The 23,465-nt window shown below is 64.3% G+C and carries 28 protein-coding genes (1 of these 28 cut by a window edge); 10 read left to right on the top strand and 18 right to left on the bottom strand.

Going from position 1 to position 23,465, the window contains the following annotated elements; all coding sequences use genetic code 11:
• From LHJ54_RS04820 to LHJ54_RS04810, 3 genes are all read left to right on the top strand, one after another.
• Positions 1 to 665 carry the 3' portion of an aspartyl protease family protein gene (locus LHJ54_RS04820; protein WP_228242796.1) on the top strand. The gene continues 208 nt to the left of window position 1, outside the view, so the window shows 665 of its 873 coding nt (coding positions 209–873); its start codon lies off the left edge, out of view; its stop codon occupies positions 663 to 665.
• A gap of 47 nt (positions 666 to 712) precedes the next feature.
• Positions 713 to 2,533 carry an ABC transporter ATP-binding protein/permease gene (locus LHJ54_RS04815; RefSeq protein ID WP_228242795.1) on the top strand — a complete coding sequence of 607 codons (1,821 nt, stop codon included), beginning with the start codon at positions 713 to 715 and terminating at the stop codon, positions 2,531 to 2,533.
• 99 nt (positions 2,534 to 2,632) lie between these two features.
• Positions 2,633 to 3,607 carry a hypothetical protein gene (locus LHJ54_RS04810; protein ID WP_228242794.1) on the top strand — a complete coding sequence of 325 codons (975 nt, stop codon included), beginning with the start codon at positions 2,633 to 2,635 and terminating at the stop codon, positions 3,605 to 3,607.
• 29 nt (positions 3,608 to 3,636) lie between these two features.
• Here the strand turns inward: LHJ54_RS04810 and hslU are convergent, their stop codons facing one another.
• From hslU to LHJ54_RS04795, 3 genes are read right to left on the bottom strand one after another with little or no spacing between them, the layout of a single operon-like run.
• Positions 3,637 to 4,935 carry an ATP-dependent protease ATPase subunit HslU gene (hslU, locus tag LHJ54_RS04805; RefSeq protein ID WP_228242793.1) on the bottom strand — a complete coding sequence of 433 codons (1,299 nt, stop codon included), beginning with the start codon at positions 4,933 to 4,935 and terminating at the stop codon, positions 3,637 to 3,639.
• A 15-nt stretch (positions 4,936 to 4,950) separates the two neighbouring features.
• Entirely contained in the window at positions 4,951 to 5,511 is a 561-nt protein-coding gene (gene hslV, locus LHJ54_RS04800) for an ATP-dependent protease subunit HslV (RefSeq protein ID WP_228242792.1), read from the bottom strand.
• A gap of 54 nt (positions 5,512 to 5,565) precedes the next feature.
• Positions 5,566 to 6,045 carry an outer membrane protein assembly factor BamE gene (locus LHJ54_RS04795; RefSeq protein WP_228242791.1) on the bottom strand — a complete coding sequence of 160 codons (480 nt, stop codon included), beginning with the start codon at positions 6,043 to 6,045 and terminating at the stop codon, positions 5,566 to 5,568.
• Between the two features lie 161 nt (positions 6,046 to 6,206).
• On the opposite strand from LHJ54_RS04795, the gene LHJ54_RS04790 reads away from it, so the two are divergent.
• On the top strand, positions 6,207 to 6,737 hold the full coding sequence (locus LHJ54_RS04790) for a ubiquinol-cytochrome C chaperone family protein (protein ID WP_228242790.1): 531 nt from the start codon (positions 6,207 to 6,209) through the stop codon (positions 6,735 to 6,737).
• On the top strand, positions 6,734 to 7,261 hold the full coding sequence (locus LHJ54_RS04785; protein WP_228242789.1) for a DUF177 domain-containing protein: 528 nt from the start codon (positions 6,734 to 6,736) through the stop codon (positions 7,259 to 7,261). Before LHJ54_RS04790 ends, LHJ54_RS04785 begins: the two co-directional genes overlap by 4 nt.
• Positions 7,262 to 7,280: 19 nt before the next feature.
• On the opposite strand, the gene LHJ54_RS04780 is transcribed toward LHJ54_RS04785, so the two are convergent.
• The 10 genes from LHJ54_RS04780 to LHJ54_RS04735 form a co-directional block, all read right to left on the bottom strand.
• On the bottom strand, positions 7,281 to 8,276 hold the full coding sequence (locus LHJ54_RS04780; RefSeq protein WP_228242788.1) for an SGNH/GDSL hydrolase family protein: 996 nt from the start codon (positions 8,274 to 8,276) through the stop codon (positions 7,281 to 7,283).
• Between the two features lie 189 nt (positions 8,277 to 8,465).
• Positions 8,466 to 9,317, bottom strand: coding sequence for a 4,5-DOPA dioxygenase extradiol (gene ygiD / locus LHJ54_RS04775; protein ID WP_228242787.1), 852 nt, complete (start codon positions 9,315 to 9,317; stop codon positions 8,466 to 8,468).
• Between the two features lie 176 nt (positions 9,318 to 9,493).
• Positions 9,494 to 9,610: a rhodanese-like domain-containing protein gene (locus tag LHJ54_RS04770; protein ID WP_228242786.1), complete on the bottom strand. Its 117-nt coding sequence runs from the start codon at positions 9,608 to 9,610 to the stop codon at positions 9,494 to 9,496.
• Positions 9,611 to 9,616: 6 nt separating this feature from the next.
• Positions 9,617 to 10,846 (bottom strand): MBL fold metallo-hydrolase, encoded by a 1,230-nt coding sequence (locus tag LHJ54_RS04765; protein WP_228242785.1) that lies wholly within the window; start codon positions 10,844 to 10,846, stop codon positions 9,617 to 9,619.
• Between the two features lie 126 nt (positions 10,847 to 10,972).
• Complete coding sequence (locus tag LHJ54_RS04760; protein ID WP_228242784.1) at positions 10,973 to 12,826, bottom strand: SulP family inorganic anion transporter; 1,854 nt, start codon at positions 12,824 to 12,826, stop codon at positions 10,973 to 10,975.
• On the bottom strand, positions 12,790 to 14,022 hold the full coding sequence (locus LHJ54_RS04755; protein ID WP_228242783.1) for an FAD/NAD(P)-binding oxidoreductase: 1,233 nt from the start codon (positions 14,020 to 14,022) through the stop codon (positions 12,790 to 12,792). Before LHJ54_RS04755 ends, LHJ54_RS04760 begins: the two co-directional genes overlap by 37 nt.
• Before the next feature lie 23 nt (positions 14,023 to 14,045).
• The gene (locus LHJ54_RS04750; protein ID WP_228242782.1) at positions 14,046 to 14,459 is read right to left on the bottom strand and encodes a TIGR01244 family sulfur transferase; all 414 of its coding nucleotides are present in this window, start codon (positions 14,457 to 14,459) and stop codon (positions 14,046 to 14,048) included.
• A complete protein-coding gene (locus LHJ54_RS04745; protein ID WP_228242781.1) occupies positions 14,456 to 14,875 on the bottom strand; it encodes a DUF6691 family protein in 420 nt (139 codons plus the stop codon). Before LHJ54_RS04745 ends, LHJ54_RS04750 begins: the two co-directional genes overlap by 4 nt.
• The gene (locus LHJ54_RS04740; RefSeq protein WP_228242780.1) at positions 14,875 to 15,321 is read right to left on the bottom strand and encodes a YeeE/YedE family protein; all 447 of its coding nucleotides are present in this window, start codon (positions 15,319 to 15,321) and stop codon (positions 14,875 to 14,877) included. The genes LHJ54_RS04745 and LHJ54_RS04740 overlap by 1 nt, the downstream gene beginning before the upstream one ends.
• Positions 15,318 to 16,247, bottom strand: coding sequence for an MBL fold metallo-hydrolase (locus tag LHJ54_RS04735; protein ID WP_228242779.1), 930 nt, complete (start codon positions 16,245 to 16,247; stop codon positions 15,318 to 15,320). Before LHJ54_RS04735 ends, LHJ54_RS04740 begins: the two co-directional genes overlap by 4 nt.
• A gap of 73 nt (positions 16,248 to 16,320) precedes the next feature.
• On the opposite strand from LHJ54_RS04735, the gene LHJ54_RS04730 reads away from it, so the two are divergent.
• Entirely contained in the window at positions 16,321 to 16,992 is a 672-nt protein-coding gene (locus LHJ54_RS04730) for a peroxiredoxin (RefSeq protein WP_228242778.1), read from the top strand.
• Entirely contained in the window at positions 16,989 to 17,333 is a 345-nt protein-coding gene (locus LHJ54_RS04725) for a helix-turn-helix transcriptional regulator (RefSeq protein WP_228242777.1), read from the top strand. The genes LHJ54_RS04730 and LHJ54_RS04725 overlap by 4 nt, the downstream gene beginning before the upstream one ends.
• Positions 17,334 to 17,439: 106 nt before the next feature.
• On the opposite strand, the gene ssb is transcribed toward LHJ54_RS04725, so the two are convergent.
• The 5 genes from ssb to LHJ54_RS04700 all read right to left on the bottom strand — a co-directional run bounded on the left by ssb (position 17,440) and on the right by LHJ54_RS04700 (position 21,610).
• The gene (gene ssb / locus LHJ54_RS04720; RefSeq protein WP_228242776.1) at positions 17,440 to 17,961 is read right to left on the bottom strand and encodes a single-stranded DNA-binding protein; all 522 of its coding nucleotides are present in this window, start codon (positions 17,959 to 17,961) and stop codon (positions 17,440 to 17,442) included.
• A gap of 40 nt (positions 17,962 to 18,001) precedes the next feature.
• Positions 18,002 to 19,855, bottom strand: coding sequence for a ferrous iron transporter B (locus LHJ54_RS04715; RefSeq protein WP_228242775.1), 1,854 nt, complete (start codon positions 19,853 to 19,855; stop codon positions 18,002 to 18,004).
• Positions 19,852 to 20,103, bottom strand: coding sequence for a FeoA family protein (locus tag LHJ54_RS04710; RefSeq protein WP_228242774.1), 252 nt, complete (start codon positions 20,101 to 20,103; stop codon positions 19,852 to 19,854). Before LHJ54_RS04710 ends, LHJ54_RS04715 begins: the two co-directional genes overlap by 4 nt.
• A gap of 192 nt (positions 20,104 to 20,295) precedes the next feature.
• Positions 20,296 to 20,991, bottom strand: coding sequence for a COQ9 family protein (locus LHJ54_RS04705; RefSeq protein WP_228242773.1), 696 nt, complete (start codon positions 20,989 to 20,991; stop codon positions 20,296 to 20,298).
• Positions 20,975 to 21,610, bottom strand: a complete 636-nt coding sequence (locus LHJ54_RS04700) for an ankyrin repeat domain-containing protein (RefSeq protein ID WP_228242772.1) — start codon at positions 21,608 to 21,610, stop codon at positions 20,975 to 20,977. Before LHJ54_RS04700 ends, LHJ54_RS04705 begins: the two co-directional genes overlap by 17 nt.
• A gap of 50 nt (positions 21,611 to 21,660) precedes the next feature.
• On the opposite strand from LHJ54_RS04700, the gene LHJ54_RS04695 reads away from it, so the two are divergent.
• The 3 genes from LHJ54_RS04695 to LHJ54_RS04685 are packed head-to-tail and all read left to right on the top strand — an operon-like array spanning position 21,661 to position 23,440.
• On the top strand, positions 21,661 to 22,275 hold the full coding sequence (locus LHJ54_RS04695; protein WP_228242771.1) for an SCO family protein: 615 nt from the start codon (positions 21,661 to 21,663) through the stop codon (positions 22,273 to 22,275).
• On the top strand, positions 22,263 to 22,721 hold the full coding sequence (locus LHJ54_RS04690; protein WP_228242770.1) for a YcgN family cysteine cluster protein: 459 nt from the start codon (positions 22,263 to 22,265) through the stop codon (positions 22,719 to 22,721). Before LHJ54_RS04695 ends, LHJ54_RS04690 begins: the two co-directional genes overlap by 13 nt.
• Positions 22,718 to 23,440: a M48 family metallopeptidase gene (locus LHJ54_RS04685; RefSeq protein ID WP_228242769.1), complete on the top strand. Its 723-nt coding sequence runs from the start codon at positions 22,718 to 22,720 to the stop codon at positions 23,438 to 23,440. The genes LHJ54_RS04690 and LHJ54_RS04685 overlap by 4 nt, the downstream gene beginning before the upstream one ends.
• The last annotated feature ends 25 nt before the right edge of the window (positions 23,441 to 23,465 follow it).

The raw sequence follows: 23,465 nt of genomic DNA, 5'->3' as shown, positions 1-23,465 counted from the left end.
TGGCGACCGGCAGCCAAAGGACAGTCGATCTGGTGGAGGTTACCGGGCTCGGCTTCGCGAATCGCAAACTCAATCTTCCAGCCAGTCCGGTACTGGAGCGTGAGCACTTGGGCGCTGACGGTATCCTGGGTCTCGACACATTGCAGGGCATGCGGGTGTTGATTGATTTCGGCGCGCGCCGCATCACCGTCGCGGATCCGCACGACGAGCGGACCAGCGGCGCTTACGAAATCATCGTGCGTGCGCGAAAGCGGCTCGGGCAGATGATCATAACGGACGCAACCATTGACGGAGTGCGCGCGACTGTCATCGTGGACACGGGCGCATCGCTGTCGATCGGCAACCGCGCACTGCAACGCCGGTTGCGCGCCCGCTCCGGACTGGCAGTCCAAGGAACGGATGTGAACGGCGTGTCATTCGTCACCGATTTGCGCGTTGCACGAAGGATTGAGATCGGTTCGCTGACGATAGATTCAGTGCAGATCGGCTTTGCCGACAGTCCGGCCTTCGCGGCGCTGAACCTGGCAGAACGTCCCGCGTTGATATTGGGCATGAACGCGCTGCAGGGATTGGACCGGCTGGCCCTGGATTTCGCGGCACGAAAAATCATGTTCGATCTTCCTCGCGGAGCATCCAACAAGCAGGCTCGCTGGAGCCGCTTCTAGGCAGCAGCATTGAATCCTGCCCGCCGTGAAGCCACTTCACGGGGCAGATGCCTCCCGATCATGCGACTCCCACAAACCGGCCCGACCCAGACAGCTGGCGCACTCTCGCGCGTTTTCTGCCGTATCTGTGGCCAAGGGATCGGGCCGATCTGCGCTGGCGGATCGTTCTTGCCATGCTGCTGGTGCTCCTCACCAAGGCAGTCACGCTGGTCCTGCCGCTGCTATACAAGCAGGTGGTGGACACGATGGCCGCTGAAGGCGAGCCGCTTGTGGCGCTCGCGATCGGGTTTGCCCTCGCCTATACCGCCGGGCGATTTGCGTCCGTGGCATTCGACAACATCCGCAACATCGTGTTCGAACGGGTTGGTCAGGATGCAACGCGTCAGCTGGCTGAGGATGTGTTTGGCCGGCTGCACCAATTGTCGTTGCGATTTCACCTGTCGCGGCGAACAGGCGAGGTCACGAAGACGATCGAGCGGGGAACCAAGAGCATCGATTCCATGCTCTACTTCCTCCTGTTCAACATTGCGCCGACCATCCTTGAACTGCTTGCAATCGGGGTGATCTTCTACACCCTGTTTGGCGGCGAACTGGTGGTGGCCACCGGCGTAACCGTGGTCGTCTACATCGCGGCGACGCGCTGGATCACGGAATGGCGAGCCAAGCTGCGCGCCGAGATGAACGAACTGGACGGAACCGCACTTAGCCGGGCGGTCGATTCGCTCCTGAACTACGAGACGGTTAAATACTTCAACGCCGAAGATCGCGAGAAAGAGCGATACGCCGGGGCTGCGCGCTCATATGCGGCGGCCGCGATCAAGAGCGAGAACTCTCTCGGCTGGCTCAACATGACGCAGGCGGCGATCACCAACCTGCTCATGGCCTTTGCCTTGGGCTTCACCGTCTGGCAGTGGTCGCGCGGACTCCTCACAGTCGGCGATCTGGTGGCGGTGCAGACTTACCTCGTGCAGCTGTTTCGCCCGCTGGACATGCTGGGCTGGGTATATCGCACGATCCGGCAGGGCCTCATCGACATGGCGGCGATGTTCCGCCTGATCGACACCAAGGTTGAGGTCAAGGATGCGCCCGGTGCTCCGGCGCTGCTTGTGCGGCGACCCGGCGTGGTGTTCGACCGCGTCTCGTTCGGCTACGAACCTGACCGTCAGATCCTGCGCGACCTCAGCTTCGAGGTCGAAGCCGGAAGTCACCTTGCCATCGTCGGTCCGACCGGGGCGGGCAAGTCGACGATCGGCCGGCTCCTGTTCCGCTTCTATGACCCCGTGGCAGGCCGCATCCTCATCGATGGGCAGGACATCGCCCAGGTCACGCAGGAATCCTTGCGGCGGCATATCGGCATCGTGCCGCAGGACAGCGTGCTGTTCAACGACACCATCGGTTACAACATTGCCTATGGCCGCGACGGCGCAGCCGAGAGCGACGTGGTGGAAGCGGCGCGGGGCGCGGCGATCCTGCCCTTCATCGCTGCCTTGCCGCAGGGCTTCGACACCCAAGTCGGCGAGCGCGGATTGAAGCTGTCGGGCGGCGAGAAGCAGCGGGTCGCCATCGCGCGCACCCTTGTAAAGAACCCGCCCATCCTCTTGCTGGACGAGGCAACTAGCGCCCTTGATTCGCGGACCGAACAGGAGATCCTTGCAACGCTGCGCCGGGTATCCGAGCACCGCACCACCATCGCCATCGCGCACCGGCTGTCCACCGTCGCCGACGCGGACCGCATCCTGGTGCTGGAGCACGGACGGTTGGCCGAAAGCGGCACGCATCAGCAACTCATTCGCCGCGACGGTCTGTATGCCGAGATGTGGTCGCGTCAGCAGGCGGATCGCGAACTGCTGGGCGAGGCAGCGGAATGAGCGGGTAAATTGCTGGTCAGCTTCCGGTCATGAGCTATTGATAATGAGGAGGCTATGCTCCGCCTTGCCCCCCGCCTGTTGCTCGTCGCTGCTGCTGCCTTGAGCCTGCTTCCCGCGACTGCAGTTTCGGCGCAGGCACACCAGCACCATGGCACACACGAGCAGGCGGCGTCCATCAATGTTGCGAGCCTCAGCCCGGCCGCTCAACGAGAGATTGCCGTCGTCGCGCGAGCGGTCGAGCGATACAAGGATTTTTCCGTCGCCCAGGCTGAAGGCTGGCGCAAGCTGGGCGATGACGAGCCGCTGATGGGGGAGCACTGGTATCCGCCAGAAAGTGTGGGATGGGAAGAATACCTCGGTTCCGACGCCAAGCTCGATTTCTCCCGCCCATCCAACCTCATGTACACGCAGATCAATGGCGAAAAGGTTTTGACCGGCGTTGCCTTCATCGTGCGCCTTGCAGATGGCGAGACGGTGCCGGAAGGTTTCACCGGCACCGCAGACAAGTGGCACGTGCACGACTTCGTGCGAGCGGTGAATGCGGCAACGCAGGAACGGCCGCTGCTTCGTTGGCTGGCCAACTGGTGGCTTGAAGCCAACTACTTCAGCAAAGGCGACGCAAGAGGGCGTCTCGCGATGCTGCATGTCTGGGCGACCTTGCCAAATCCTGATGGAGTTTTCGCCGATCACAACCGGTTGCTGCCGTACATGAAGCTCGATCTTCCGACGCGGTATGCCAGCGGCGCAAGCCTGGATGCTGCCCGCGGCCTGAACCTCGCCACCCCCGGCGGGTGCGATGCGGCGGCGGGTGGCAAACTATGGATCGCCAATGCCAAGCGTCAGCAGGAGCGTGCGATCAGAACCTCCTGCCAGACAGCAGTACGGCGGGTCGAAGCGGCGCTGCGCGAACATGGCGAGCATCCTGCGATGCTGAACGCCGAAGCGGAACGCGCCTGGCGCAGCTTTGACGCGGTGTGGAATGCAACCTTGTCACCCGAGCAGCGCGAACGGGTGGCGGCAATCAGCGAGCACGGCAGCGAGCACGGCGCAGGCGACGCTCACGATGGCCACTGACGGCTGATTGGATCCGCACTTCTGCCGCGCTAGAGGACATACCGCGACAGGTCGCTGTTCCCAGCCATCTCGCTCAGCCGCTCGCGCACGTAGCCCGCGTCGATCGTCACCGTCTGTCCGGCCCGGTCCTCCGCCTCGAAGCTCAGTTCCTCGAACAGGCGCTCCATCACCGTTTGCAGCCGGCGGGCGCCGATGTTCTCGACGCTTTCGTTCACCTGCGCCGCGATCTTCGCTACTTCTTGCACAGCGTCCTGAGCCATCTCGATCGTCAAGTCTTCGGTGCCGAGCAGAGCCTTGTACTGGCTGACGAGGTTGGCCCGGGTTTCGGCCAGGATGCGGACGAAGTCCTCTTCCGTCAGGGCACGCAATTCGACCCGGATCGGCAGCCGCCCCTGAAGCTCGGGCAGCATGTCCGACGGCTTGGCGACGTGGAATGCGCCGGAAGCGATGAACAGGACGTGGTCGGTCTTCATCGGGCCGTGCTTCGTCGCAACCGTGGTCCCTTCGATCAGCGGCAGCAGGTCGCGTTGTACCCCTTCGCGGCTGACCGATCCGCCGCGCACATCCGACACGGCGATCTTGTCGACCTCGTCCAGAAAGACGATGCCGTTCATCTCGGCGTTCTGCAGGGCGACGCGGGCGACGTCGTCCTGGTCCATCCGGCGTTCGGCCTCCTCGTCTACCAGCTTGTCCCACGCTTCGGGGACTTTCAGCTTGCGCCGCTTGGCCTGCTTCTTTCCAAAGGCCTTGCTCATCATGTCGCTAAGATCGATCATGCCCATGCCGCCGCCCATGCCGGGGATGTCCATCGGCATGGCGGGCGCATCGGCGACCTCGATCTCGACTTCCGTGTCGTTCATCGCATTCTGCACGATCCGCTGCCGAAACGATTCTCGCGTCGCCTCGCTGGCGTTCTCGCCCACCAAAGCGTTGAGCAGCCGTTGCATCGCGGCCTCGCTCGCAGCTTCACGAACAGCTTCGCGGCGACGATCCTTTTCCAGCCGGATGGCTTCCTCGACCAGGTCGCGCGCAATCTGTTCGACATCGCGGCCGACGTAACCCACCTCGGTGAATTTGGTCGCTTCGACCTTGATGAATGGCGCGCCGGCCAGCTTGGCGAGGCGGCGGGAGATCTCGGTCTTGCCGCATCCCGTGGGGCCGATCATCAGAATGTTCTTTGGCGTGACTTCGTCGCGCAGTTCGTCGGGCAGACGCTGCCGCCGCCAGCGGTTCCGCAGCGCCACGGCCACCGCGCGCTTGGCGTCCTTCTGCCCGACGATGTGTTCATCCAGCGCGGCGACGATCGCCTTGGGGGTGAGATTGTCCATAGTGTTCCCGAAAGATCAGACGGTTTCGACCGTCACGTTGCCGTTGGTAAAGACGCAGATGTCGGCAGCCACTGCCATGGCCTTGCGAGCAATGGTTTCCGCATCGTCCTCGTAGGAGTCGAGCGCGCGCGCCGCTGCGAGTGCATAGTTTCCGCCCGATCCGATGGCGGTTATACCGGCTTCGGGCTCCAGCACGTCGCCATTGCCGGTCAGCACCAGCAGATGGTCGGCATCGGCCACGATCATCAACGCTTCCAGATTCCGCAGGTACTTGTCCGTCCGCCAGTCCTTGGTCAGTTCCACCGCAGCGCGCAGCAGCTGGCCGGAATACTGCTCAAGCTTCTTTTCAAGCCGTTCGAACAGGGTGAAAGCATCGGCGGTGGCGCCCGCGAACCCGGCCACGACCTTCCCGTCCTGACCGATCCGGCGCACCTTGCGGGCGTTCGGCTTCATCACCGTGTTGCCCATGGACACCTGCCCGTCGCCGGCGACCACGGTTTTGCCGTTCTTGCGGACGCCGATGATGGTGGTGCCGTGCCACTGTTGAAGGCCGTGGCTGGCCGCAGGGTCATTCATGTCCGGCGATATGGGAAGCAGGGGCAGGCGATCAACCCGCGCCTACGCGGCCGGTCAGCCGCCGCCGGGAGGTCCGCCCGGTGCGCCCATGCCCGGTGCGCCGACGGCGCCGATGTTGCCGAACAGGTCTTCCAGGAAGCTGCGCTCCCTCCCCAGTGTGGGCGTCTTGTCTCCGTCGGGGCTGAGGTGAACGACCCGCTCCATCCCGCTCTGTTCCACCGCCGCCACATTGCCCGCAGCGTCAAAGGTGACTGCCAGCACGGAATGATCGCGGATGCGCGGCTGCCGGAAAGGGCCGCGGCCGGTGACGGACGAAACGTAATACCAGGTTGGCTGGCCAAATCCGCTGGTGAAGGAAGGCCGGCCAAGGGTTTCTTCAACCGACCGCTGGTTGTCGATTCCGGGAGCCACGGAATTGATCAGCGCCACATCCCTGATGTACCCACGCGATTCCTGGATGGATGTGCACCCGCCCAGCAACAGGGCCACGCCCAGCACGCCGCCCAATCCCAACACCCGCTTGTCGTGCCGCATTTCTTGCAAACTTCCTGATGATTTCCGGCGGCAGCTTTAGGCGCGCCGAAACGAACTGGCAATCAAGGGCGCGACGGTGGCGCAGCCGGCTTGAATTGCGGCTGAACACGGCGCTTGCCCCCCTCGGCCCGCATGCCCACATGACGCGCAGGAGGAATTCGATGCCAGCAACTCGCCCGTCTTTCCTGAAACGCATGCTGGGCACCTCCCCGGACCCGCGCCATGCCATGCGTCCGCTGTGGCACAAGGTGGTGCAAATCGCCCGCGAACCGCAGTGGTATGCCGATTGCGGCGTGGCCGACACGGTGCCGGGCAGGTTCGACATGATCACCGCCGTCTTGTCGCTGGTGGTACTCAGAATGGAAGGCGAGCGGGAACTGCAGGTTCCTAGCGCGCACCTCATCGAGCTGTTCGTTGCCGACATGGACGGCCAGTTGCGCGAACTTGGCATCAACGATGTGGTCGTCGGCAAGCACATGGGGCGGTTGATGAGCACGCTGGGCGGCCGCATGGGCGCCTATCGCGAGGGACTGAAGGACGGCGGGACGGACTTTATAGAGGCGGTCCGCCGCAATGTCTCGCTGGAGGATCAGGGAAGGGCGGACATTCTGGCCGAGCGGCTGCAGGCGCTTGCTGTCAAACTGCGAGAGACATCCGACGCGGATCTTCTGAAGGGAGCCATCGCCCTGTGAGCGAGCGTTCGGAGATGGAGCGGCTGATCCGGGTGCGCCACCTGCCCACCGGTATCGTCAGAATTGAAGCAAGCGCAGCAGAGCGCGATGCGCTGGCGGCGCGATTCGGCATCTGCGCGGTCCACAGCCTTCTGGCCGAGGTCGAACTGGAAGCGGGCGGTGGCGGCACAGTGCGCGCGGACGGATTGCTGAACGCGCGCATAGAGCAGGAGTGCGCCGTTTCGCAGGAACCCTTTGCCACTACCATCAACGAGCCGCTGGCACTGGTATTCACCCCGAACATGGAGCAGCCCGCGGCCCCGGACGACGAGGTGGAGCTGGACACGGAAGCTCTCGACGAAATCGGCTATGCCGGCGATAGTTTCGACGTGGGCGAGGCGGTGGCACAGACGCTGGGACTGGCAATCGATCCGTATGCGGTGGGACCGCAAGCGGATGCCGCACGCGCCGAGGCTGGTATCGTCAGCGATGAAGCCCCGACCGGGACCTTGGCCGAAGCCTTGGCGAACCTGAAGCTGAACTGATCGCTGCGGCGTCCGCTGCTCAGGAGTAGCTGACGCGCACCTTTGCCGAACGCTGCCGCCGCAGCGCGGCACCGACGAACGCAAACCCCACGATCAGCATCAACCAGGTCGACGGTTCAGGCACCGGCGCCGCAAATGCGAACCGGGTCTGAATGTCGCGGAACAGCGCCTGGTGCACCGCGGCGGTTGGGTGCGTGCCGTCAAAGGAGAAGAAATTGTCGCAATTGGGCACCGCGCCCGCTGCCCGGCAATTCCCGGTGAAATTGATCGTCTGCGGCAAGCCGAATGCAGTCGGGTTTGCCTGCAGGCGCGCGAAGAAGTCGAGGTAGTTGTAGAAATAGACGTTTGTGTCACCCAGGGTCAGCCCGCCCAGTGCATTCTGCAGGTATCCGTTCGCCTCGAGCGACAGCAGCAGCGCGCTGTTCGGGGTGGCGTTGGGAAAGCCGGTGATGAAGATGTTGCGCGCGCCGAGATCCGACAGCTCCTGCACTCCGTTTGCGTAAGTTCGCGCCGCATCCAGCAGGAAGGCGCTGTCGTTCGCATAGGTGGAAGGATAGTTGTCGGACAACGCGGCGAAGATGTCGTTGCCCCCGAAGTTGAGGATGTACAGGCCAGTGGGATCTACCGTCTTGCCGGCGGCCAGCGAAGCGCGAAAGAAGCCCAGCTGCTCCGTCAGGTCGGGCACGCCCGAGGTCGCGGTTGCCCGTGCGCCGCCAAACGCGAAGTTTGTGCCGCCTTGCAGGGAGGCAACCGTCGGCGTGCCGAACAAGGCGATGCTCAGAAGATCGGTGTAATCATAGCCATTGGTGAACCGGCCCTGGAAATAACCGTCCCGCGGCGATGGAACCGCGCCGCCAGTGGTGACAAAGATGTTGCCCGCATCAACCAGGCTGTCGCCAAAGACGGTCAGGGACGTGATTGGCGGAGGCGTCGGGCTGGTTGACCCCTGCGCCGCGGCGGGCGCGCTCATCGCGCCCAGCACAAGAACGGCGGCCAGCATGGCTGTCTTTGGCATAATCCTGTCCCCTTTATTCTTTTATTAGGGTTAACAGCTAACCAGCCTTTGTTTGTCACGCAAGTGTAGCAAATTACGAAGCGAAAGAAACGTCTCGCCAAGAGACACTCGCCTCCGACACCGAGAGCTTCCGCGGGGACCAGATGGTGTCAACACACTGATCGACAAAGCTGACGCACAACTGCGGATTCAGATATTCGTCTGGTCGGCCGGAACATCGGGCGGCACAGTGGCTGCCCCCTCTTCTTCGGTGCACGTTACTTCGTCCGCGCCAAGGCCGTAGCAGGTCATCGACAGCGACCCCATCGCATAGCCGCGCACCAGCGGGTTCAGCGGTTCGCCACGCGCAGCCGCCATTCCGGCCAGATACAGCAGCGGAATGAAGTGATCTGGCGTCGGGACGGCCAGACCGTAATCCGGGTGCTCCATCACCCGCAGCAGATCGCCGGGTTCATCGCGCAACTGGGCAAGCACCGCGTCGTCGAACCGTTCCGCCCACTCGAACGCCGCGTCCGGCTGGTTCCAAACCACACGGCCAAGGTTGTGAACCACATTGCCGCTGCCCAGCACCATGATCCCGGCATCCTGAAGCGCGGCCAGACTGGCACCGAGTTCAAGGTGGTACTCCATCGGCTTCAGCGCGTTGATCGACAATTGCAGCACCGGCACGTCTGCTTCCGGATAGAGGTGGGCAAGCACGCTCCAGGTGCCGTGATCCAGCCCCCACTGATCCCGGTCAAGCCCCACCCAGGTGGGCTTGACGGCCTCCACGACCTCTCCTGCGATGTCCGGCGATCCGGGTGCCGGGTATTCGAAGGCGTTAAGCTCTGGTGGAAAACCGTAGAAATCGTGGATCGTTCTGGGTCGCGGCATTGCGGTGACTGCCGTGGCGCCGATGAACCAGTGCGCAGAAACCACCAGCACGCCCCGGGGGCGGGGTATCCGCTCGCCCATGCGGCGCCACGAACGGGTGAACCCGTTGTCTTCAAGTGTGTTCATCGGACTGCCATGGCCGATGAACAAGGCCGGTGCATGGGTCATCGGGCGCTCCCTTGCTTAACTTTGCTGCGAGACATGAACGCTCAGGCTTTTAGCAGGAGCCCGCGGCATCTGCATGTCATGGTTAATTGAGCCCATCCCTGCTCGCGGCCTATGCAGAGGGGGTCGTACGATCACCATTCCGGCAAAAATGGCTGCGAAGATGCCAGCGGTCGGGGTCAGCGATGGGCCGCCTTCCACGCTCCCATTGAGCCGAGATACACATCCAGCTTGCCAAATCCCCGGCTGGCCAGCCAGCCCGCGGCGACGGTGGCGCGCATGCCGCTGGCGCACATCAGGGTTTAACGGCGCGCCGGGTCGAGTTCACGCCAGCGTTCGTTGAGTTCGCCGGCATAAATGTGCTCGGACCCGTCGATCGCGCTCTCGGCCCGTTCGTCTGCGTCGCGCACGTCCAGCAAGGTCCAGTCGTGATCGGACGCAACCAGCCTTCGCTCCACCTCATCGGTGCCGATCATCCCGATGGCTTTCATTTCATGCCCCTGCGCAGCGGCCGGAACGATGCCGACGTAACCTCCCGCGACATTGTCGAGCGAAATTCGCACCAGATGCGTCATGGCCGCCTCGAGCTGATCTTCGTCCGAAGCGAGCAGGGCAACGCTCTCGCCTTCACGAATAAACCAGCCTGCGAAAGCGGAAATCATGCTCACAGGCAGGCTCATCGAGCCAGGCAAATGGCCCGCCGCGAAGGCCAGCGGTTCGCGCACGTCGACCAGATGATCGACGTCCAGCGCCTTCAGCTCGGTCAGCGAAAGGCGCTGCGGGCGCATCACGCGCGGCGCCGGCACGCTGCCTTCCAGATTGAGCCGCTCCATCAGCCGGAAGTACGGCGGCTGGTAGTGGTTCTCCGCCACCTTGAAGTCGATGAACGCCTCCCGGCTGGCGAACTGCAGGCGCGGATTGTTCGCCCGCTCGTGCCCCAAGGTTGAAAACTCGCGCTCCGCCATGCCCGATCCGCAGACGGAGCCGGCCCCATGCGCAGGGTACAGGATTACCTGATCGCCGAGCGCGAGGATTTTCTGCAGCGAATCGTACAGCAGTCCCGCCACCTCGCGCTTGCGATCGGGGTAGAAATCCGTACGGCCCACATCACCCACGAACAACGCATCGCCGGTGAACACCCCCACCGCCCCGTCCCCGTATTCCGTGTCGTAAACCGCAAAGGCGAGGTGATCGTCGGTGTGGCCGGGCGTCTCCAGCACCCGGACCGTCAGCTGCCCGATCTTGAATTCGTCTCCTTCACGGGCGGTGTCGGCGTACACAACATCACCTGCCGGATTGGGACCGTGGAGCACACGCGCGCCAGTCAGGTTCTTCAGAATGGGCGCACCGGAAACCAGATCCTCGTTCCTGTGCGTCTCGAAGATGTGAGTGATTTCCAGCCCTTCGGCTCGGGCCATTTCCACATAGCATGCGCAGTCGCGGCGCGGGTCGATCACTGCGGCCTTGCCGCCCGAACCGACCAGGTAGGACAGATGGGACAGGCCCGGCGTCTTGATTTTTTCAAGCAGCATCAATCATCTCCTTGCATCATGAACCGGCCGCCGCCGCAAATCGATCCCGGCGCTGCGTCAATCGTGGACGGTCAGGCCGAGCGCCGCCAGAAAGGCGCAGCAACGCTTCGCGCCATGCAACGCGAACTAGATCATCCCGCGCGCAGCATCCTCGACGGGCATTTCGGGATGCCCGCCGTTGCTGGCCAGTTCCCGGAACGCACGGTCCTGTGACAGGAACACGCGGCCGTTGAGGGTGTCGAGGAAGTGCGTGCGTTGCAGCCGGTCCATCACCGGACCCTTTACCTCCGACAGGTGCAGTCCGATGCCCGCGTCGATCAGGCGGTGGTTGATCGCCTCCAGGCTCTCCAGCCCCGACGCGTCGATCTCGTTGACGGCGCTGCACATCAGGATGACGTCCCGCACCGCGGACCGCTCCGCGACCTGTTCCAGCACGTATTCTTCCAGCCAGCGGGCATTGAGATAGGTCAGGCTTTCGTCGATGCGGATCGACAGGACGTGCGGCACGGTGAACACCTTGTGCCGCTCCACATTGCGGAAGTGCTCGCTTTCGGGAACCCGCCCCACGATGGCGGCATGGGGGCGGCTGGCGCGCCACAGGTAAAGCAGCAGGCCGACCGCGACCCCGGCGATCACGCCCATCTCCACTCCGGCCAGCAAGGTAGTGCCGATGGTCGCCATGTGCGCGGCGAAGTCGGTCCTGGAATAACGCCACAGCCGGCCGGGCGTCCTGAGGTCCACCAGGCTCAGCACCGCGACGATGATCGTCGCCGCCAAAGTGGCGATCGGCAGGTTGAATAGCAGGGGCGTGAGGAACAGGCCCGCCAGCGCGATCCCGACCGCGGTGAAAGCGCCCGCCGCCGGCGTCTGCGCACCGGCGTCGAAATTGACCACCGAACGCGCGAACCCGCCCGTTACCGGATACCCGCCCGACAGAGCGCTGGCGATGTTGGAGGCGCCGAGGCCGACCAGCTCCTGATCGGGTGAAATCCGCTGCCGGCGCTTCGCCGCGAGGGTCTGCGCCACCGATACGCTCTCGACGAAGCCGATGATCGATATGAGGAGCGCGGGCACCCAGAGCTGGGAAATGAGCCCGAAATCGGTCGATGGCAGGGCGAAGGGAGGCAAGCCTTGCGGGATCGCCCCGACCACGTTCACGCCGCGCTCGCCCAGGTCGAGCAGGACTACGGCGAGGATGGTCACGGCGACAGCCACCACCGGCGCAATCTTGGCGCTGATGTCGGCGGCGCGCGCGTTCACGTCGAGCTTCAGCAGCAGGGGCTTTGATCCTTTGCGCGCCCAGAACAGGAACAGCGTCGCCGGAACCCCGATAGCCATGGTCCATGGGTTGATCGCGCCGAGAGCCGAACCAAGGCTGCCCAGCATCTCGGGCCAGTTGTCTCCACCGGCCGAAATGCCGAGGATGTGGCCGAGCTGGCTGGTCGCGATCAGGATGCCGCTGGCACTGATGAAGCCGCTGATCACCGGATGCGACAGCAGGTTGGCAAGGAACCCCAGTCGCAACATCCCCATGACCGCCAGCATCACCCCCGACAGCGCGGCGAGCGTAATGGCCGCCTCCATATACAGCGCGGTGCCCTGCGCGGCCACGGCTCCCGCGGCGCTCGCCGTCATCAGCGAAATGACGGCGACCGGACCCACCGCCAGTGTGCGGCTGGTCCCGAAGATCGCGTAAGCCACCAGCGGCAGGATCGACGCGTACAGGCCAACGACCGGCGGCAGCCCGGCCAGAAGGGCATAGGCGAGGCTTTGCGGAATCAGCATGATCGTGACGATGACCGCCGCGACCAGATCGTTCGTCAGGACGTCCCTGTCATAGGTCCGGCCCCATTCGAGGATTGGCAGAAACCTTGCCAGGCGACTGCCGCCGCTTGGCCTGGCGTAAGGACCGCTCTGCTTGCCGCCCGCCCCCCGGCTGGTCATCAGGCGGCGTTCCTCATCTGGGGCTTGGCCAGCCATTCGTGCCCCTTGAGCATGCCGTTCCAGTAGATCCACGGCAACGCTTCGGTCTTGAGCAGCCAGGCCAGCCTGCTCGGGTGCGTGCTGTCGATGACCCAGCGCGGAAACGAGGGCAGCAGTTTGCCATCATAGCCGAACTCGGCCAGCACGACCTTGCCCCGCGCCACCGTCAGCGGGCACGAACCATAGCCATCGTACTGGGCGACCGGCGTGTCTCCATCCAGCACTGCCAGTGCATTGACGGCGGCAACGGGGCTTTGCTTGCGCGCTGCCGCAGCGGTCTTGGCGTTGGGAGCGGAACAGGCATCGCCCACGCCGAATACATTGGGGTAACGAACATGCTGGAGCGTGAACTTGTCCACATCGACGAAGCCACTTTCCTCATGCGCCAGCGGGCTGTCCGTCACGAACGAGGGCGCGACCTGCGGCGGCACCGCGTGGAGCATGTCAAATCCCACCGTTTCTTCGCCGTCCGGCGTCTTGAACGTGGCTTGACCCGCAGGTCCGTCCACGGCGATCAGCGTCTGGTTCAGCTTCACGCCGATGCCGTACTTCTCGACATACTCCATGAGCGCGGGGACATACTCCTTCACCCCGAACAGGGCGGCCCCGGCGTTGCGGAACTCGACGTCAATGCTGCCCAGCACGCTGCGGCGTTCCCAGGAGTCGCACGACAGGTACATTGCCTTCTGCGGCGCGCCCGCGCATTTGATCGGCATCGGCGGCTGGCTGAAGATCGCCCGGCCTGCCTTTAGCCGCTGGACCAGTTCCCAGGTATAGGGCGCCAGATCATAACGATAATTGGAAGTGACTCCGTTCCGGCCAAGGGTTTTCTCAAGCCCATCGATCTTTTCCCACGCAAGTCTGATACCGGGCGCGACGATCAGCACGCGGTAAGAAACCGTGCTGCCATCTGCGAGGGTGATTTGATTGGCCTCGGGCTGGAAAGAGACAGCCGCCTGACGCAGCCATCGCGCGCCCGCTGGCATGACGCTGGACATGGAGTGGCGGGTGGAGGGCGCCTCGAACACACCCGCGCCAACCATGGTCCAACCTGGCTGGTAGTAGTGGTCGTCGCGCGGCTCGACGATGGCGAGGTCGAGAGAAGGTCGTCGTCGCAGCATGGATGATGCGGTGGCGATGCCTGCCGAACCTCCACCTATAATGACGACGTCGTGGTGCAGTTCTGTTGTCATGGCAGGATCTCCTGATGGTTCTGCTAGCCGCCCAACCGATCGCGAAGCGGGGACAGATCGTACCCCGCTTGCCGGGCGTTCTCGATCCGCTCTTGGGCGCTAAGATCGTCGGCGTTGCTCAGGGCGTCGAGCATGATCGACCGCGTGCCCGAACGGCAATAGGCCAGCACCGGGCCGTTCGTTTCACGGCGCACCTTGCCGAACGCGTCGATCGCCGCTTCGGGGAACGCGCCGCCAGTTACCGGGATGTGGTGGAACGACAGGCCTGCCTCCTCCGCAGCCCGGCGCATGACGTCGGCAGCGGGCTGGCCAGCCTCCTCCCCGTCGGGTCGGTTGCAGATAACTGCCGCAAAACCTTCATCGGCTACGCTCCCGAGATCGGACGGAGAGAGCTGCGGCGCAACAGCGAAGGAGTCGGTGACACGGCTGATCTTCATGCGCTTTTCCCTTCAAAGATTTTTACGGCGGCCATGCCGGCAAGCAGGGCAATGACGAAAACCGCCGCAGACGCCGGCTCTATCGCGAGCGCCGCGATGCCTGGACCTGGACACAGGCCCGCGATGCCCCAGCCAATGCCGAACAGGGCGGCGCCGCCGATCAGGCGCGGACTGAGATCCGATTTGGTGGGGACGTGGAACTCGTCCGCAATCAGGGGTTCAGCCATTCGCGGCACCAGACGCCACGCGATAGCCATCACCAATACGGCCCCGCCCATGACGAAGGCCAAGGTGGGATCCCAGTTGCCGAACAGGTCGAGAAAACCGCGCACCCGTGCGGGGTCCGTCATTCCACCCAGCGCCAGACCTGCGCCAAACAGCGTACCGACAGCGAGAGAGGTTATCGCAGTACGCATCACAGCACCTCCAGACCGAGCGCGTTCATCGCGGCAACGGTGGCTATGCCTGCCGCCATGAAAGTGACCGTCGCGACGATCGACCGGGTGGACAGCCGGCTGACACCGCAAACGCCGTGCCCGCTGGTGCAGCCACTGCCCAGCCGGGTGCCCATGCCTACCAGCACACCGGCAATGGCGAGAGTCACCGGGCTTGCGAAACTCGCCTGCAACCCGCCTGACGCCAGCATCACGATCAGCGCGCCGAGCGGCAGCCCCAGCACGAACATCCAGGCTCCACTGCGGGCAATGCCGCTGCCGCCAAGGCCGACTGCCTTTGCCGCCAGTCCCGACACGCCAGCGATCCGGCCAAGGGCGAGCAGCATCAGCGCGGCCGCCAAGCCGATGAGCACACCGCCCGCCAGGCCCGCCAGCGGCGCGGCTTCGGGATAGCCGGGCAGCGTCATACCGCGTTCACCGGTATCTTGATGTAACTGACGCCGTTATCCTCCGGCTCGGGCAGGCGCCCGCCGCGGATGTTCACCTGCACCGACGGCATGATGAGCTTGGGCATCGCCAGCGTCTTGTCGCGCGAAGTGCGCATGGCGACGAACTCCTCTTCCGTCACACCGTCCTTCACGTGGACGTTTTCCTCTCGCTGCTGCCGAACCGTGGTTTCCCAGGCGTATTCGTCGCGGCCCGGCGCCTTGTAATCATGGCACAGGAACAGCCGGGTTTCATCCGGCAAGGCCAGGAGCCGCCGGATGGAACGGAACAGCTGTCCTGCATCGCCGCCCGGGAAATCGGCGCGCGCGGTGCCGAAATCCGGCATGAAAATCGTATCGCCGACAAACGCCGCATCGCCGATGATGAATGCCATGTCGGCCGGAGTGTGTCCCGGCACGTGAAGGGCGATGCCCTCCAGCTCACCCACGGAGAACCGCTCTCCGTCATCGAACAGCTTGTCGAATTGCGAGCCGTCCCGCTCGAAATCCGTGCCCGCATTGAACAGCTTTCCGAATACCTCCTGCACCCGGATTATGTCCCGCCCAATGGCGAGCTTGCCGCCCAGCTTTTCCTGCAGATAGGGCGCAGCCGAAATGTGATCGGCATGCGCGTGGGTTTCGATGTGCCACGTCACTTTGAGATTATTCAAAGTGACATATTCCACGATGCGGTCGGCCGAGCCGTTCGACGTGCGCCCCGAAGCCGCCTCGAAATCAAGCACCGAGTCGATCACCGCCGCGTCCAGCGTATGCGGATCATGTACCACATAGGACACGGTGTTGGTGGCTTCGTCGAAGAAGCCGGCGATTGACGGGCGCAGGCGCTTGTCCGCACGGGCGCGATCCACTTGCGCGGAAGCATCGTCGAGGTGCCTGTCAGCGGACACGGGTTTTCTCCTGTTAGTTACATAAATTGTGTATACGTATTGCTATTGGTTTGTCAAGTGGTATGAGGTAGAGATGACACGTGAGTTGCCAGTATCGGGTGAAGAGCAGGCGGCACCCTGCGCAGGGCTGCGGATCGGGGACGTGGCGCCAGATTTTTCGGCCCGCAGCACCGCCGGCCAGGTTCGCCTTTCCGACTATCGGGGTCGCTGGCTGATCCTGTTTTCGCATCCCGCCGATTTTACCCCGGTCTGTACGAGCGAGTTTGTCGCCCTGGCAGGGCTCGCGACCGAGTTCGAGAAACGTGATTGCGCGCTCATGGCGCTATCGGTGGACAGCCTGTTCTCGCACTTTGCCTGGCTGAGACTCATCCGTGATCGCTTCGATGTGGAAGTGCGGTTCCCGATCATCGAGGATCCCACGATGGTCATCTGTCAGGCGTATGGAATGGTGGCGCCGGATGACCGTGACAGCGCCACCGTTCGCACTACCTTCTTCATCGACCCGCTCGGCGTGATCCGTGCGATGACCTGTTACCCACCGAATGTGGGACGATCGACGGCGGAGATGCTGCGCACGCTTGATGCGCTTCAGGCGGTCGACACTGCCGGCGCGCTTGCCCCCGCCAACTGGAGGCCGGGAGAGCCGCTTCTGGAGCAGCCTGACGTCACGCTCGACGCCCTGTTCTCCGCCGGAGGACAGGCCGACTGGTTCATGAAGCAAGCCGACGAGGCGGCGGGCAGATGACCGACGGCGAACTGGTTGACGCGCTCAAGGCGCTTGCCCATCCGCTGCGACTGCGGGTCATGCGTGCACTGATTGCTGCAGAGCGGAGCGTCGGTCAGATCGAGGAAGCGGCAGGGATCGGGCAGCCGACCCTTTCGCAACAACTCGCCGTTCTGCGCAGAGCCGGCCTCGTCAGGACCCGGAAAGAGGCAAAGCTCGTCTACTACCGGATCGACGAGACCGCCTTGGCCGACGCGGTTGTGGCCCTCGGCGGACTGGGCGGGACAGCGCCCACCTCCATCCCTCCGACCGCGCCGCGCCGTTCGCCGGCGGGAGTCGCCAATTTCGCCCGGCTCTCCTGACCCTTGCTCGCCACGCGTAATTCAGGATGACGGGTGGTGCCAATGTTCCGCAGGCCTCTCGAGGTTACTGTCCGCCCGACGCGATAGCCATCAGAATGGCCGTGCATCAGAACGGGATATCGTCGTCCAGATCGTCGTAGTCGGAGCCGCCCTTATTCCAGCCGCCCGCCCCGCTCTTGCCGCCAGAACTCGACGACCCGCCTCCGGACGATCCGCCGCCAGAGGAGCCGCCGCCCTGCCAGCCGCCGCCCTCGCCTCCCCGGCCGCCGCCGCCCGAAGCGCCGTCGAGCATGGTCATGACCCCGCCCATGCCGCCAACCGACACTTCGGTGGTATAGCGATCGTTGCCTGACTGGTCCTGCCACTTGCGGGTGCGCAAGGATCCTTCGATGTACACCTTGGAACCCTTGCGCAGATAACGTTCGGCTACGCCGACGAGACCGTCCGATTGCAGCACCACGTTGTGCCACTCCGTGCGTTCCTTGCGCTCGCCGGTCTGCTTGTCCTTCCAGTTTTCGGACGTCGCGATGCGCAGGTTGGCAATGCGTCCGCCGTTCTGGAAGCTTTTCACTTCCGGATCGGCGCCAAGATTGCCGACCAGAATTACCTTGTTGACGCTGCCCGCCATCTCATTCTCCGAAAAGGACGAAGCGCGCCGGTGGCCGGCTCTACAGGCCGAGGGCCAGCGCGCTCCAGTAAGTCAATCCAGCGAAGATATAGGCAAGGCCAAACAGATACGCCACCATGAACAGAGGCCATTTCCACCCATTTGTCTCGCGCCTGGCAACAGCGATGGTGGACAGGCATTGCGGGGCAAAGACGAACCACGCGAGGAACGCCAGCGCGGTGGGCAGCGTCCAGCCTGCGGCGATCCGCTCCGTCACTTCGGCCGCCACCACGTCCTCGTTCTCCGCATCGACTGCGTAGATCGTACCCAGCGAACTGACCGCCACCTCGCGTGCGGCCAAGGCGGGGATGAGCGACATGGCGATATCGCGGTTGAAGCCGATCGGCTCAACCACAACCGCGATGCCGTTCCCGATCCTGCCGGCGATGGAGGCGTCGACCTGGCTTTCTCCGGGTGCCGCCCGCGGGAAGCTCAGCAGCAGCCACAGAACAATGGTCGCGGCAAAGATGATGGTGCCCGCCCGCCGCAGGAATACCCAGGCGCGTTGCCACAGGCCCATCGCCAGATCGCGCATGACCGGCCATTGATACCGCGGCAATTCCATGATGAAGCCGCTCGCCGAACCTCTGGTGACGGACCGGCGCAGCACCAGCGCGACAACCATGGCGCCCACTATGCCGGCGAGATACAGGCAGAACAGGACCAGCCCCTGCAGGCCCACCACGCCTCCGACCACCGTGTTGGGTATCACGGCGGCGATCACCACCGCATAGACCGGCAGGCGCGCCGAACAGGTCATCAGAGGAGCGACAAGGATGGTGGTCAGCCGGTCCTTTTCGTCGGCGATCGCGCGGGTGGCCATGATGCCGGGAATGGCGCAGGCAAACGATGACAGGAGCGGGATGAAGCTGCGCCCGGAAAGGCCGACACGGGCCATCATCCGGTCCATCAGGAACGCCGCGCGGGCCATGTAACCGCTCGCTTCCATTACAAGGATGAAGGCGAACAGGATCACGATCTGCGGCAGGAACACAACCACCGACCCGACGCCGGCGAACACCCCTTCGATCAGGAAGGCGCGCAGGAACCCTTCCGGCAACAGATCGCCCACTATCCCCGCAATGGCGCTGACGCCGCTGTCCAGTGCGTCGGCGAATGGCGTTGCCCAGGCGAACACGGCCTGGAACATGACGAACAGGAGACCGAACAGGACGACGGGGCCCGCCCATGGATTGAGAAGCAGCTGGTCGAGCTTGGACTCCACGGTGTAGCGGGTCGAGCGCGCCAGCACCGCTGCGTTGGCCATGTGGCGCGCCTCCAGCCGCCGTTCCGGCAGGGTGATATGCCACCGCTTCGCCTCCACATGCGTTGCGGGTTTGTCCTGTGCAGCCGTCCCGATCGCTTCGCGCAGCGCTTCCAGGCCTCGCCTGCGCACCGCGACGGTGGGGATAACCGGAACGCCAAGCGCCCGACCGAGCGCCTCTGCATCGAGCGTCAGTCCATCCCGCTCGGCCAGGTCCACCATGTTCAGTGCGGCGATTACCGGAAGGCCTTGCTCGAGCACCTCCTGCGCAAACACGAGATGCTGTTCGAGGTTGTTCGCGTCCAGCACCAGAATCACCAGGTCCGGCCGCGCTTCGCCAGCGAGCCGGCCCAGCAGCACGTCGCGCGTCACTGCTTCGTCCGGACTCGCCGCATCCAGGCTGTAGGCGCCGGGCAGATCGACCAGTTCCATCGGCTCGCCCGAAGGCAGGATCATACGACCGGCCTTGCGTTCCACGGTGACGCCCGGGTAGTTGGCGATCTTCTGCCGGGCGCCGGTCAGCTTGTTGAACAGCGCGCTTTTTCCAGCGTTGGGATTGCCGACCAGCACAGCGCGGCGCAGGCGCGTCATAGCTCCTCCGTCACCGCGATTGCTTCGGCATGGGTCAGCCGCAGCGCAATGACTGCCCGCCCGAGGCGCAGGGCAATCGGCTCACGCCCGCCGAACACCCCGCGATACGCGATGCTGACTTGTGCGCCTTCGTCCACGCCCAGCGCGCGCAGCCGCTTGGCGTCGTCATGCGCCAGCCGGTCCCAGGCGACAGCGACGATACGCGCCGGGCGATTGACGCCCAGGGTGTTCAGGGTGCTACCCGTCATGGATCGTCCGGTGGCAGAAAGCGGCGCTTCTTGCAACTGATTATCAGTTGAGAGAAGCAGTTCCCTATTCCCAGCGCGCAGCCCGGGAAGCAGGGCGCAAGCGACGAGAGAGCATGGCAGCAGGCAGTTGTGGGCGATCATCTTGCCACGTGTCCGCCGGCATTGCCGCAGACCGCGGGGATCTTAAGGAGCCTATCGCTCCGGGTACCTCAGCCGACCCAGAAAGCGCAGCACGTTGAAGCCTTTGCGGTTCGGTCCGATCAAGCGGGCCTTCACCTTTTCGAACTGCATTACCCCATCCAGCCTTCGGTTGAGAAAGGCGCGGGTGTCGGCCTTGCCTTCGCTGGTGTCGTCAACGAACACCGCCAGGGTTGCAGCGTACACTCCTGCCAGAATGGCCCGCTTCGTGTAATGATTGTAATCTGTGGCCGTGTCGCCCGCCAGCCGCCACATCAGATCCGCGCTGCGCCAGCCGGTGCGAAGGGCGCGGGCGGCGTTGGCCGGCATAGCCATGACGGCCAGGGCGCGGCGCAGCGCCTCTTCGCGCATCTCCGCCTGTTCCAGCCGGAACCAGATCAACGTGCGGATACGGTCGCGTACCTTGAGCGCGGCCAGCTCTTCCTTCGTGAAGCGGGCCAGCATGGCGGCATCGACATGGTCTATCCATGCTTCCACCATTGCCATCTTGCCGCCCGCAAAGGCGAGGCGGGCAACTTCAGGGTCATATCCTTCCTGCTGCGCCGCCAGCGTCACCGCCTCGGTGGTCCAGCCATCGAACACGGCAGCGTCGGCAATGGCCGGGGCGAGCAGCAGGCGCAGGTCGTCGAGCGTTGGGTCGACGGGGTGCTCGACCGCTGCGGTTGCGGTCAGATCAGGCACCTGGGCCATAGGTCCTGCCCTGTTCGCTGCGCTCTGCCGCCGCGCGCGTGAACTCCTGCACCATGGGGCTGCGTTCTCCCGCGAGCCGGGCATAGTCGAGCGCAGTGCGGCCGGAATTATCTGCGTGGTCGGGATTGGCTCCCTTGTTCAGCAGCAGGCGCACCAGCGCCAGATTGTTTTGATGGACAGCCGCGATCAGCGGCGTCTCGCCCGTGCGATCGGTCGGATCGACGCGGGCACCCGCCGCCAGCAGCACCTCCACCCCGTCGACAAACCCCAGATTGGCCGCGATCTGCAGCGGCGTGCGGCCGCGCTTGTCGGCAATGTTGGGATCGGCCCCCTTCCCCGTGAGGAAGCGCAGCCAGGTGGTATCACGCCGTTCGGTCACGATGTGCAGTGCGGTTTCTCCGCTGGAAAGGTCGCGGGCATTGATGACGGTGGAACCCGGCCGTTCGACCGCCTCGGTGACAACGGTGCCATTGCGGTCGCGAACACCTTTGAGAAACGTGTATCCTTCGGAAAACTGCTGCGCCGAGGCAGGGGTCGCCGCCATGCCTGCGAAACCAAGCATCAGGGCCAGAGCCAGGCTCATTTGCTTCATCATCACACCCCGTTGTGCCCAAAACATCGGCTTATCCCTTGCGGCTGGCCGCTTAGCAGACCATTAACCGCAGCGCCATGCCCACACAATCGACTCTCCGCGTCCGGCCCCTTCTCGGGCTGGCTTCCGCTCTGCTGGCAACGGCCGCTCTGACGGCCTGTTCCGCCGCTCCGCCCGCCGAACCCCCGTTGCAAGGGGCAACGATCGGCGGCGACTTCACCTTGACCGGCGAAAACGGACAGCCGGTCAGCTGGTCCGATTTCGACGGTCGATACCGCATCGTGTACTTCGGTTTTACCTACTGCCCGGATATCTGCCCGACCGACGTGCAGCGTTCGATGCGCGGTCTTGCGCTGTTCGCCCAGAAAGAGCCGGGACTGGCGGCGAAGGTGCAGCCGATCTTCATCTCCATCGACCCGGAACGCGACGATCCCGCCGCGCTTGCAGAATTCACCGCCGCGTTTTCGCCCGATCTGATCGGTCTGACGGGAACGCCGGAACAGGTGAAGCAAACGGCGGAGAAGTTCGCCGTGTTCTACAGCCGGGGCGAAGAACAGCCGGGCGGCGGATACCTCATGAACCATTCGAACATCACCTACCTGTTCGGTCCTGAGGGAGAGCCGATCGCAACCCTTCCAACCGATCAGGGCGCCGAAGCCGTCGCTGCGGAACTGGCGCGATGGGTGCGCTGAGAGACAGGTTCTGGGAACTGCCGCTGGGGCAGCTGACCACGCCCGAGTGGGAGGCGCTGTGCGATGGCTGCGGCCGATGCTGCCTGCACAAGCTGGAAGACGAGGATACCGGCGAGGTCGTGGAAACCAATGTCGCGTGCGAACTGCTCGACACGAGAAGCGCCCGCTGCACCGACTACGCCGGACGCAAGGCCAGAGTACCCGACTGTTTGCGCCTTACGCTGAAAATCGTGCAAAATGTCAGCTGGCTGCCGCCCACCTGCGCTTATCGCCTGCGCGCTGACGGACAGCCGCTGCCCGATTGGCACCCACTGGTTTCCGGCCACACGGACGGCGCGGTTCGCTCCGGCATTTCAGTGGCGGGGCGCGCCATCAGCGAGATCGAGGCTGGTCCGCTGGAGCATCACGTCGTGGAATGGCGGAGCACCGGAGCGCAAGCCGCTTGATCGACTGGCTACGCCGTCCGCCCGCCGAGCTGACGGTGGAGGTTGGCGGGCGCACCCTGCCGCTTGCCGTTCGGCGCCACCCGCGCGCCACGCGGATGATCCTGCGGCTGGGGGCCACCGGGCGCGAGGTATGTGTCACCTTGCCGCCCTGGGGCCGCACGCTCGATGCGCTGGCCTTCGCCCGCAGTCGCAGCGGCTGGCTGGAGGCGCAGCTGGAACGGCTGCCGACGCCAGCCTGCCCGGTCGCGGAAGGGAATCTGACCTATCGGGGCGCTGTTCTATCCATCCAGTGGAGCCCCGGACGAGCGCGCAAGCCACAAATCTGCGGCCCGACCCTGCACGTAGGCGGCCCTCAGCAAAGCCTGCGCCCTCGCCTGCAGCGGTGGCTGGAGGAAGAAGCGAGGCGGGTCATGGCCGCCGATCTGGCCGAATACTGCTCGCTCGCAGGTGTTGCCACCCCGCCTTTCTGCCTTTCCCGCGCCCGGCGTCGCTGGGGCAGCTGTTCGGGCAAGGGGACAATCCGCGTGAACTGGCGACTGATTCAGGCACCTGACCATGTGCGTCGCTCCGTTGTCGCGCATGAGGTCGCGCACCTGCTGCATTTCAACCACTCGCCTGCCTTCCACGCCTGCCTGGCCGATCTGTTCGACGGCGACCTGGCGGCGGCGGACCGGTGGCTCAAGCACGAGGGACGCGCGCTTTACCGGCACTTTGGCTGAGATTCACGGGTTGGCGCGGGACGCA

The organism is Porphyrobacter sp. GA68, assembly GCF_022605525.1.
GTDB lineage: Bacteria > Pseudomonadota > Alphaproteobacteria > Sphingomonadales > Sphingomonadaceae > Qipengyuania_B.
This window is presented reverse-complemented; position numbering and strand designations above follow the sequence as displayed.

Bases quoted from the DNA above. Each gene is read 5' to 3' on its own strand.
- LHJ54_RS04690 (WP_228242770.1), top strand. From the start codon at position 22,263: ATGGGTGCGCTGAGAGACAGGTTCTGGGAACTGCCGCTGGGGCAGCTG.
- LHJ54_RS04790 (WP_228242790.1), top strand. From the start codon at position 6,207: ATGCCAGCAACTCGCCCGTCTTTCCTGAAACGCATGCTGGGCACCTCC.
- LHJ54_RS04795 (WP_228242791.1), bottom strand. From the start codon at position 6,045: ATGCGGCACGACAAGCGGGTGTTGGGATTGGGCGGCGTGCTGGGCGTG.
- hslU (WP_228242793.1), bottom strand. From the start codon at position 4,935: ATGGACAATCTCACCCCCAAGGCGATCGTCGCCGCGCTGGATGAACAC.
- LHJ54_RS04725 (WP_228242777.1), top strand. From the start codon at position 16,989: ATGACCGACGGCGAACTGGTTGACGCGCTCAAGGCGCTTGCCCATCCG.
- LHJ54_RS04730 (WP_228242778.1), top strand. From the start codon at position 16,321: ATGACACGTGAGTTGCCAGTATCGGGTGAAGAGCAGGCGGCACCCTGC.
- LHJ54_RS04815 (WP_228242795.1), top strand. From the start codon at position 713: ATGCCTCCCGATCATGCGACTCCCACAAACCGGCCCGACCCAGACAGC.
- LHJ54_RS04760 (WP_228242784.1), bottom strand. From the start codon at position 12,826: ATGGCTGGCCAAGCCCCAGATGAGGAACGCCGCCTGATGACCAGCCGG.
- LHJ54_RS04700 (WP_228242772.1), bottom strand. From the start codon at position 21,610: ATGTTTTGGGCACAACGGGGTGTGATGATGAAGCAAATGAGCCTGGCT.
- hslV (WP_228242792.1), bottom strand. From the start codon at position 5,511: ATGAATGACCCTGCGGCCAGCCACGGCCTTCAACAGTGGCACGGCACC.
- ygiD (WP_228242787.1), bottom strand. From the start codon at position 9,317: ATGACCCATGCACCGGCCTTGTTCATCGGCCATGGCAGTCCGATGAAC.
- ssb (WP_228242776.1), bottom strand. From the start codon at position 17,961: ATGGCGGGCAGCGTCAACAAGGTAATTCTGGTCGGCAATCTTGGCGCC.
- LHJ54_RS04765 (WP_228242785.1), bottom strand. From the start codon at position 10,846: ATGCTGCTTGAAAAAATCAAGACGCCGGGCCTGTCCCATCTGTCCTAC.
- LHJ54_RS04705 (WP_228242773.1), bottom strand. From the start codon at position 20,991: ATGGCCCAGGTGCCTGATCTGACCGCAACCGCAGCGGTCGAGCACCCC.
- LHJ54_RS04755 (WP_228242783.1), bottom strand. From the start codon at position 14,022: ATGACAACAGAACTGCACCACGACGTCGTCATTATAGGTGGAGGTTCG.
- LHJ54_RS04740 (WP_228242780.1), bottom strand. From the start codon at position 15,321: ATGACGCTGCCCGGCTATCCCGAAGCCGCGCCGCTGGCGGGCCTGGCG.
- LHJ54_RS04780 (WP_228242788.1), bottom strand. From the start codon at position 8,276: ATGCCAAAGACAGCCATGCTGGCCGCCGTTCTTGTGCTGGGCGCGATG.
- LHJ54_RS04745 (WP_228242781.1), bottom strand. From the start codon at position 14,875: ATGCGTACTGCGATAACCTCTCTCGCTGTCGGTACGCTGTTTGGCGCA.
- LHJ54_RS04750 (WP_228242782.1), bottom strand. From the start codon at position 14,459: ATGAAGATCAGCCGTGTCACCGACTCCTTCGCTGTTGCGCCGCAGCTC.
- LHJ54_RS04770 (WP_228242786.1), bottom strand. From the start codon at position 9,610: ATGTGCGCCAGCGGCATGCGCGCCACCGTCGCCGCGGGCTGGCTGGCC.
- LHJ54_RS04710 (WP_228242774.1), bottom strand. From the start codon at position 20,103: ATGACGGGTAGCACCCTGAACACCCTGGGCGTCAATCGCCCGGCGCGT.
- LHJ54_RS04715 (WP_228242775.1), bottom strand. From the start codon at position 19,855: ATGACGCGCCTGCGCCGCGCTGTGCTGGTCGGCAATCCCAACGCTGGA.
- LHJ54_RS04695 (WP_228242771.1), top strand. From the start codon at position 21,661: ATGCCCACACAATCGACTCTCCGCGTCCGGCCCCTTCTCGGGCTGGCT.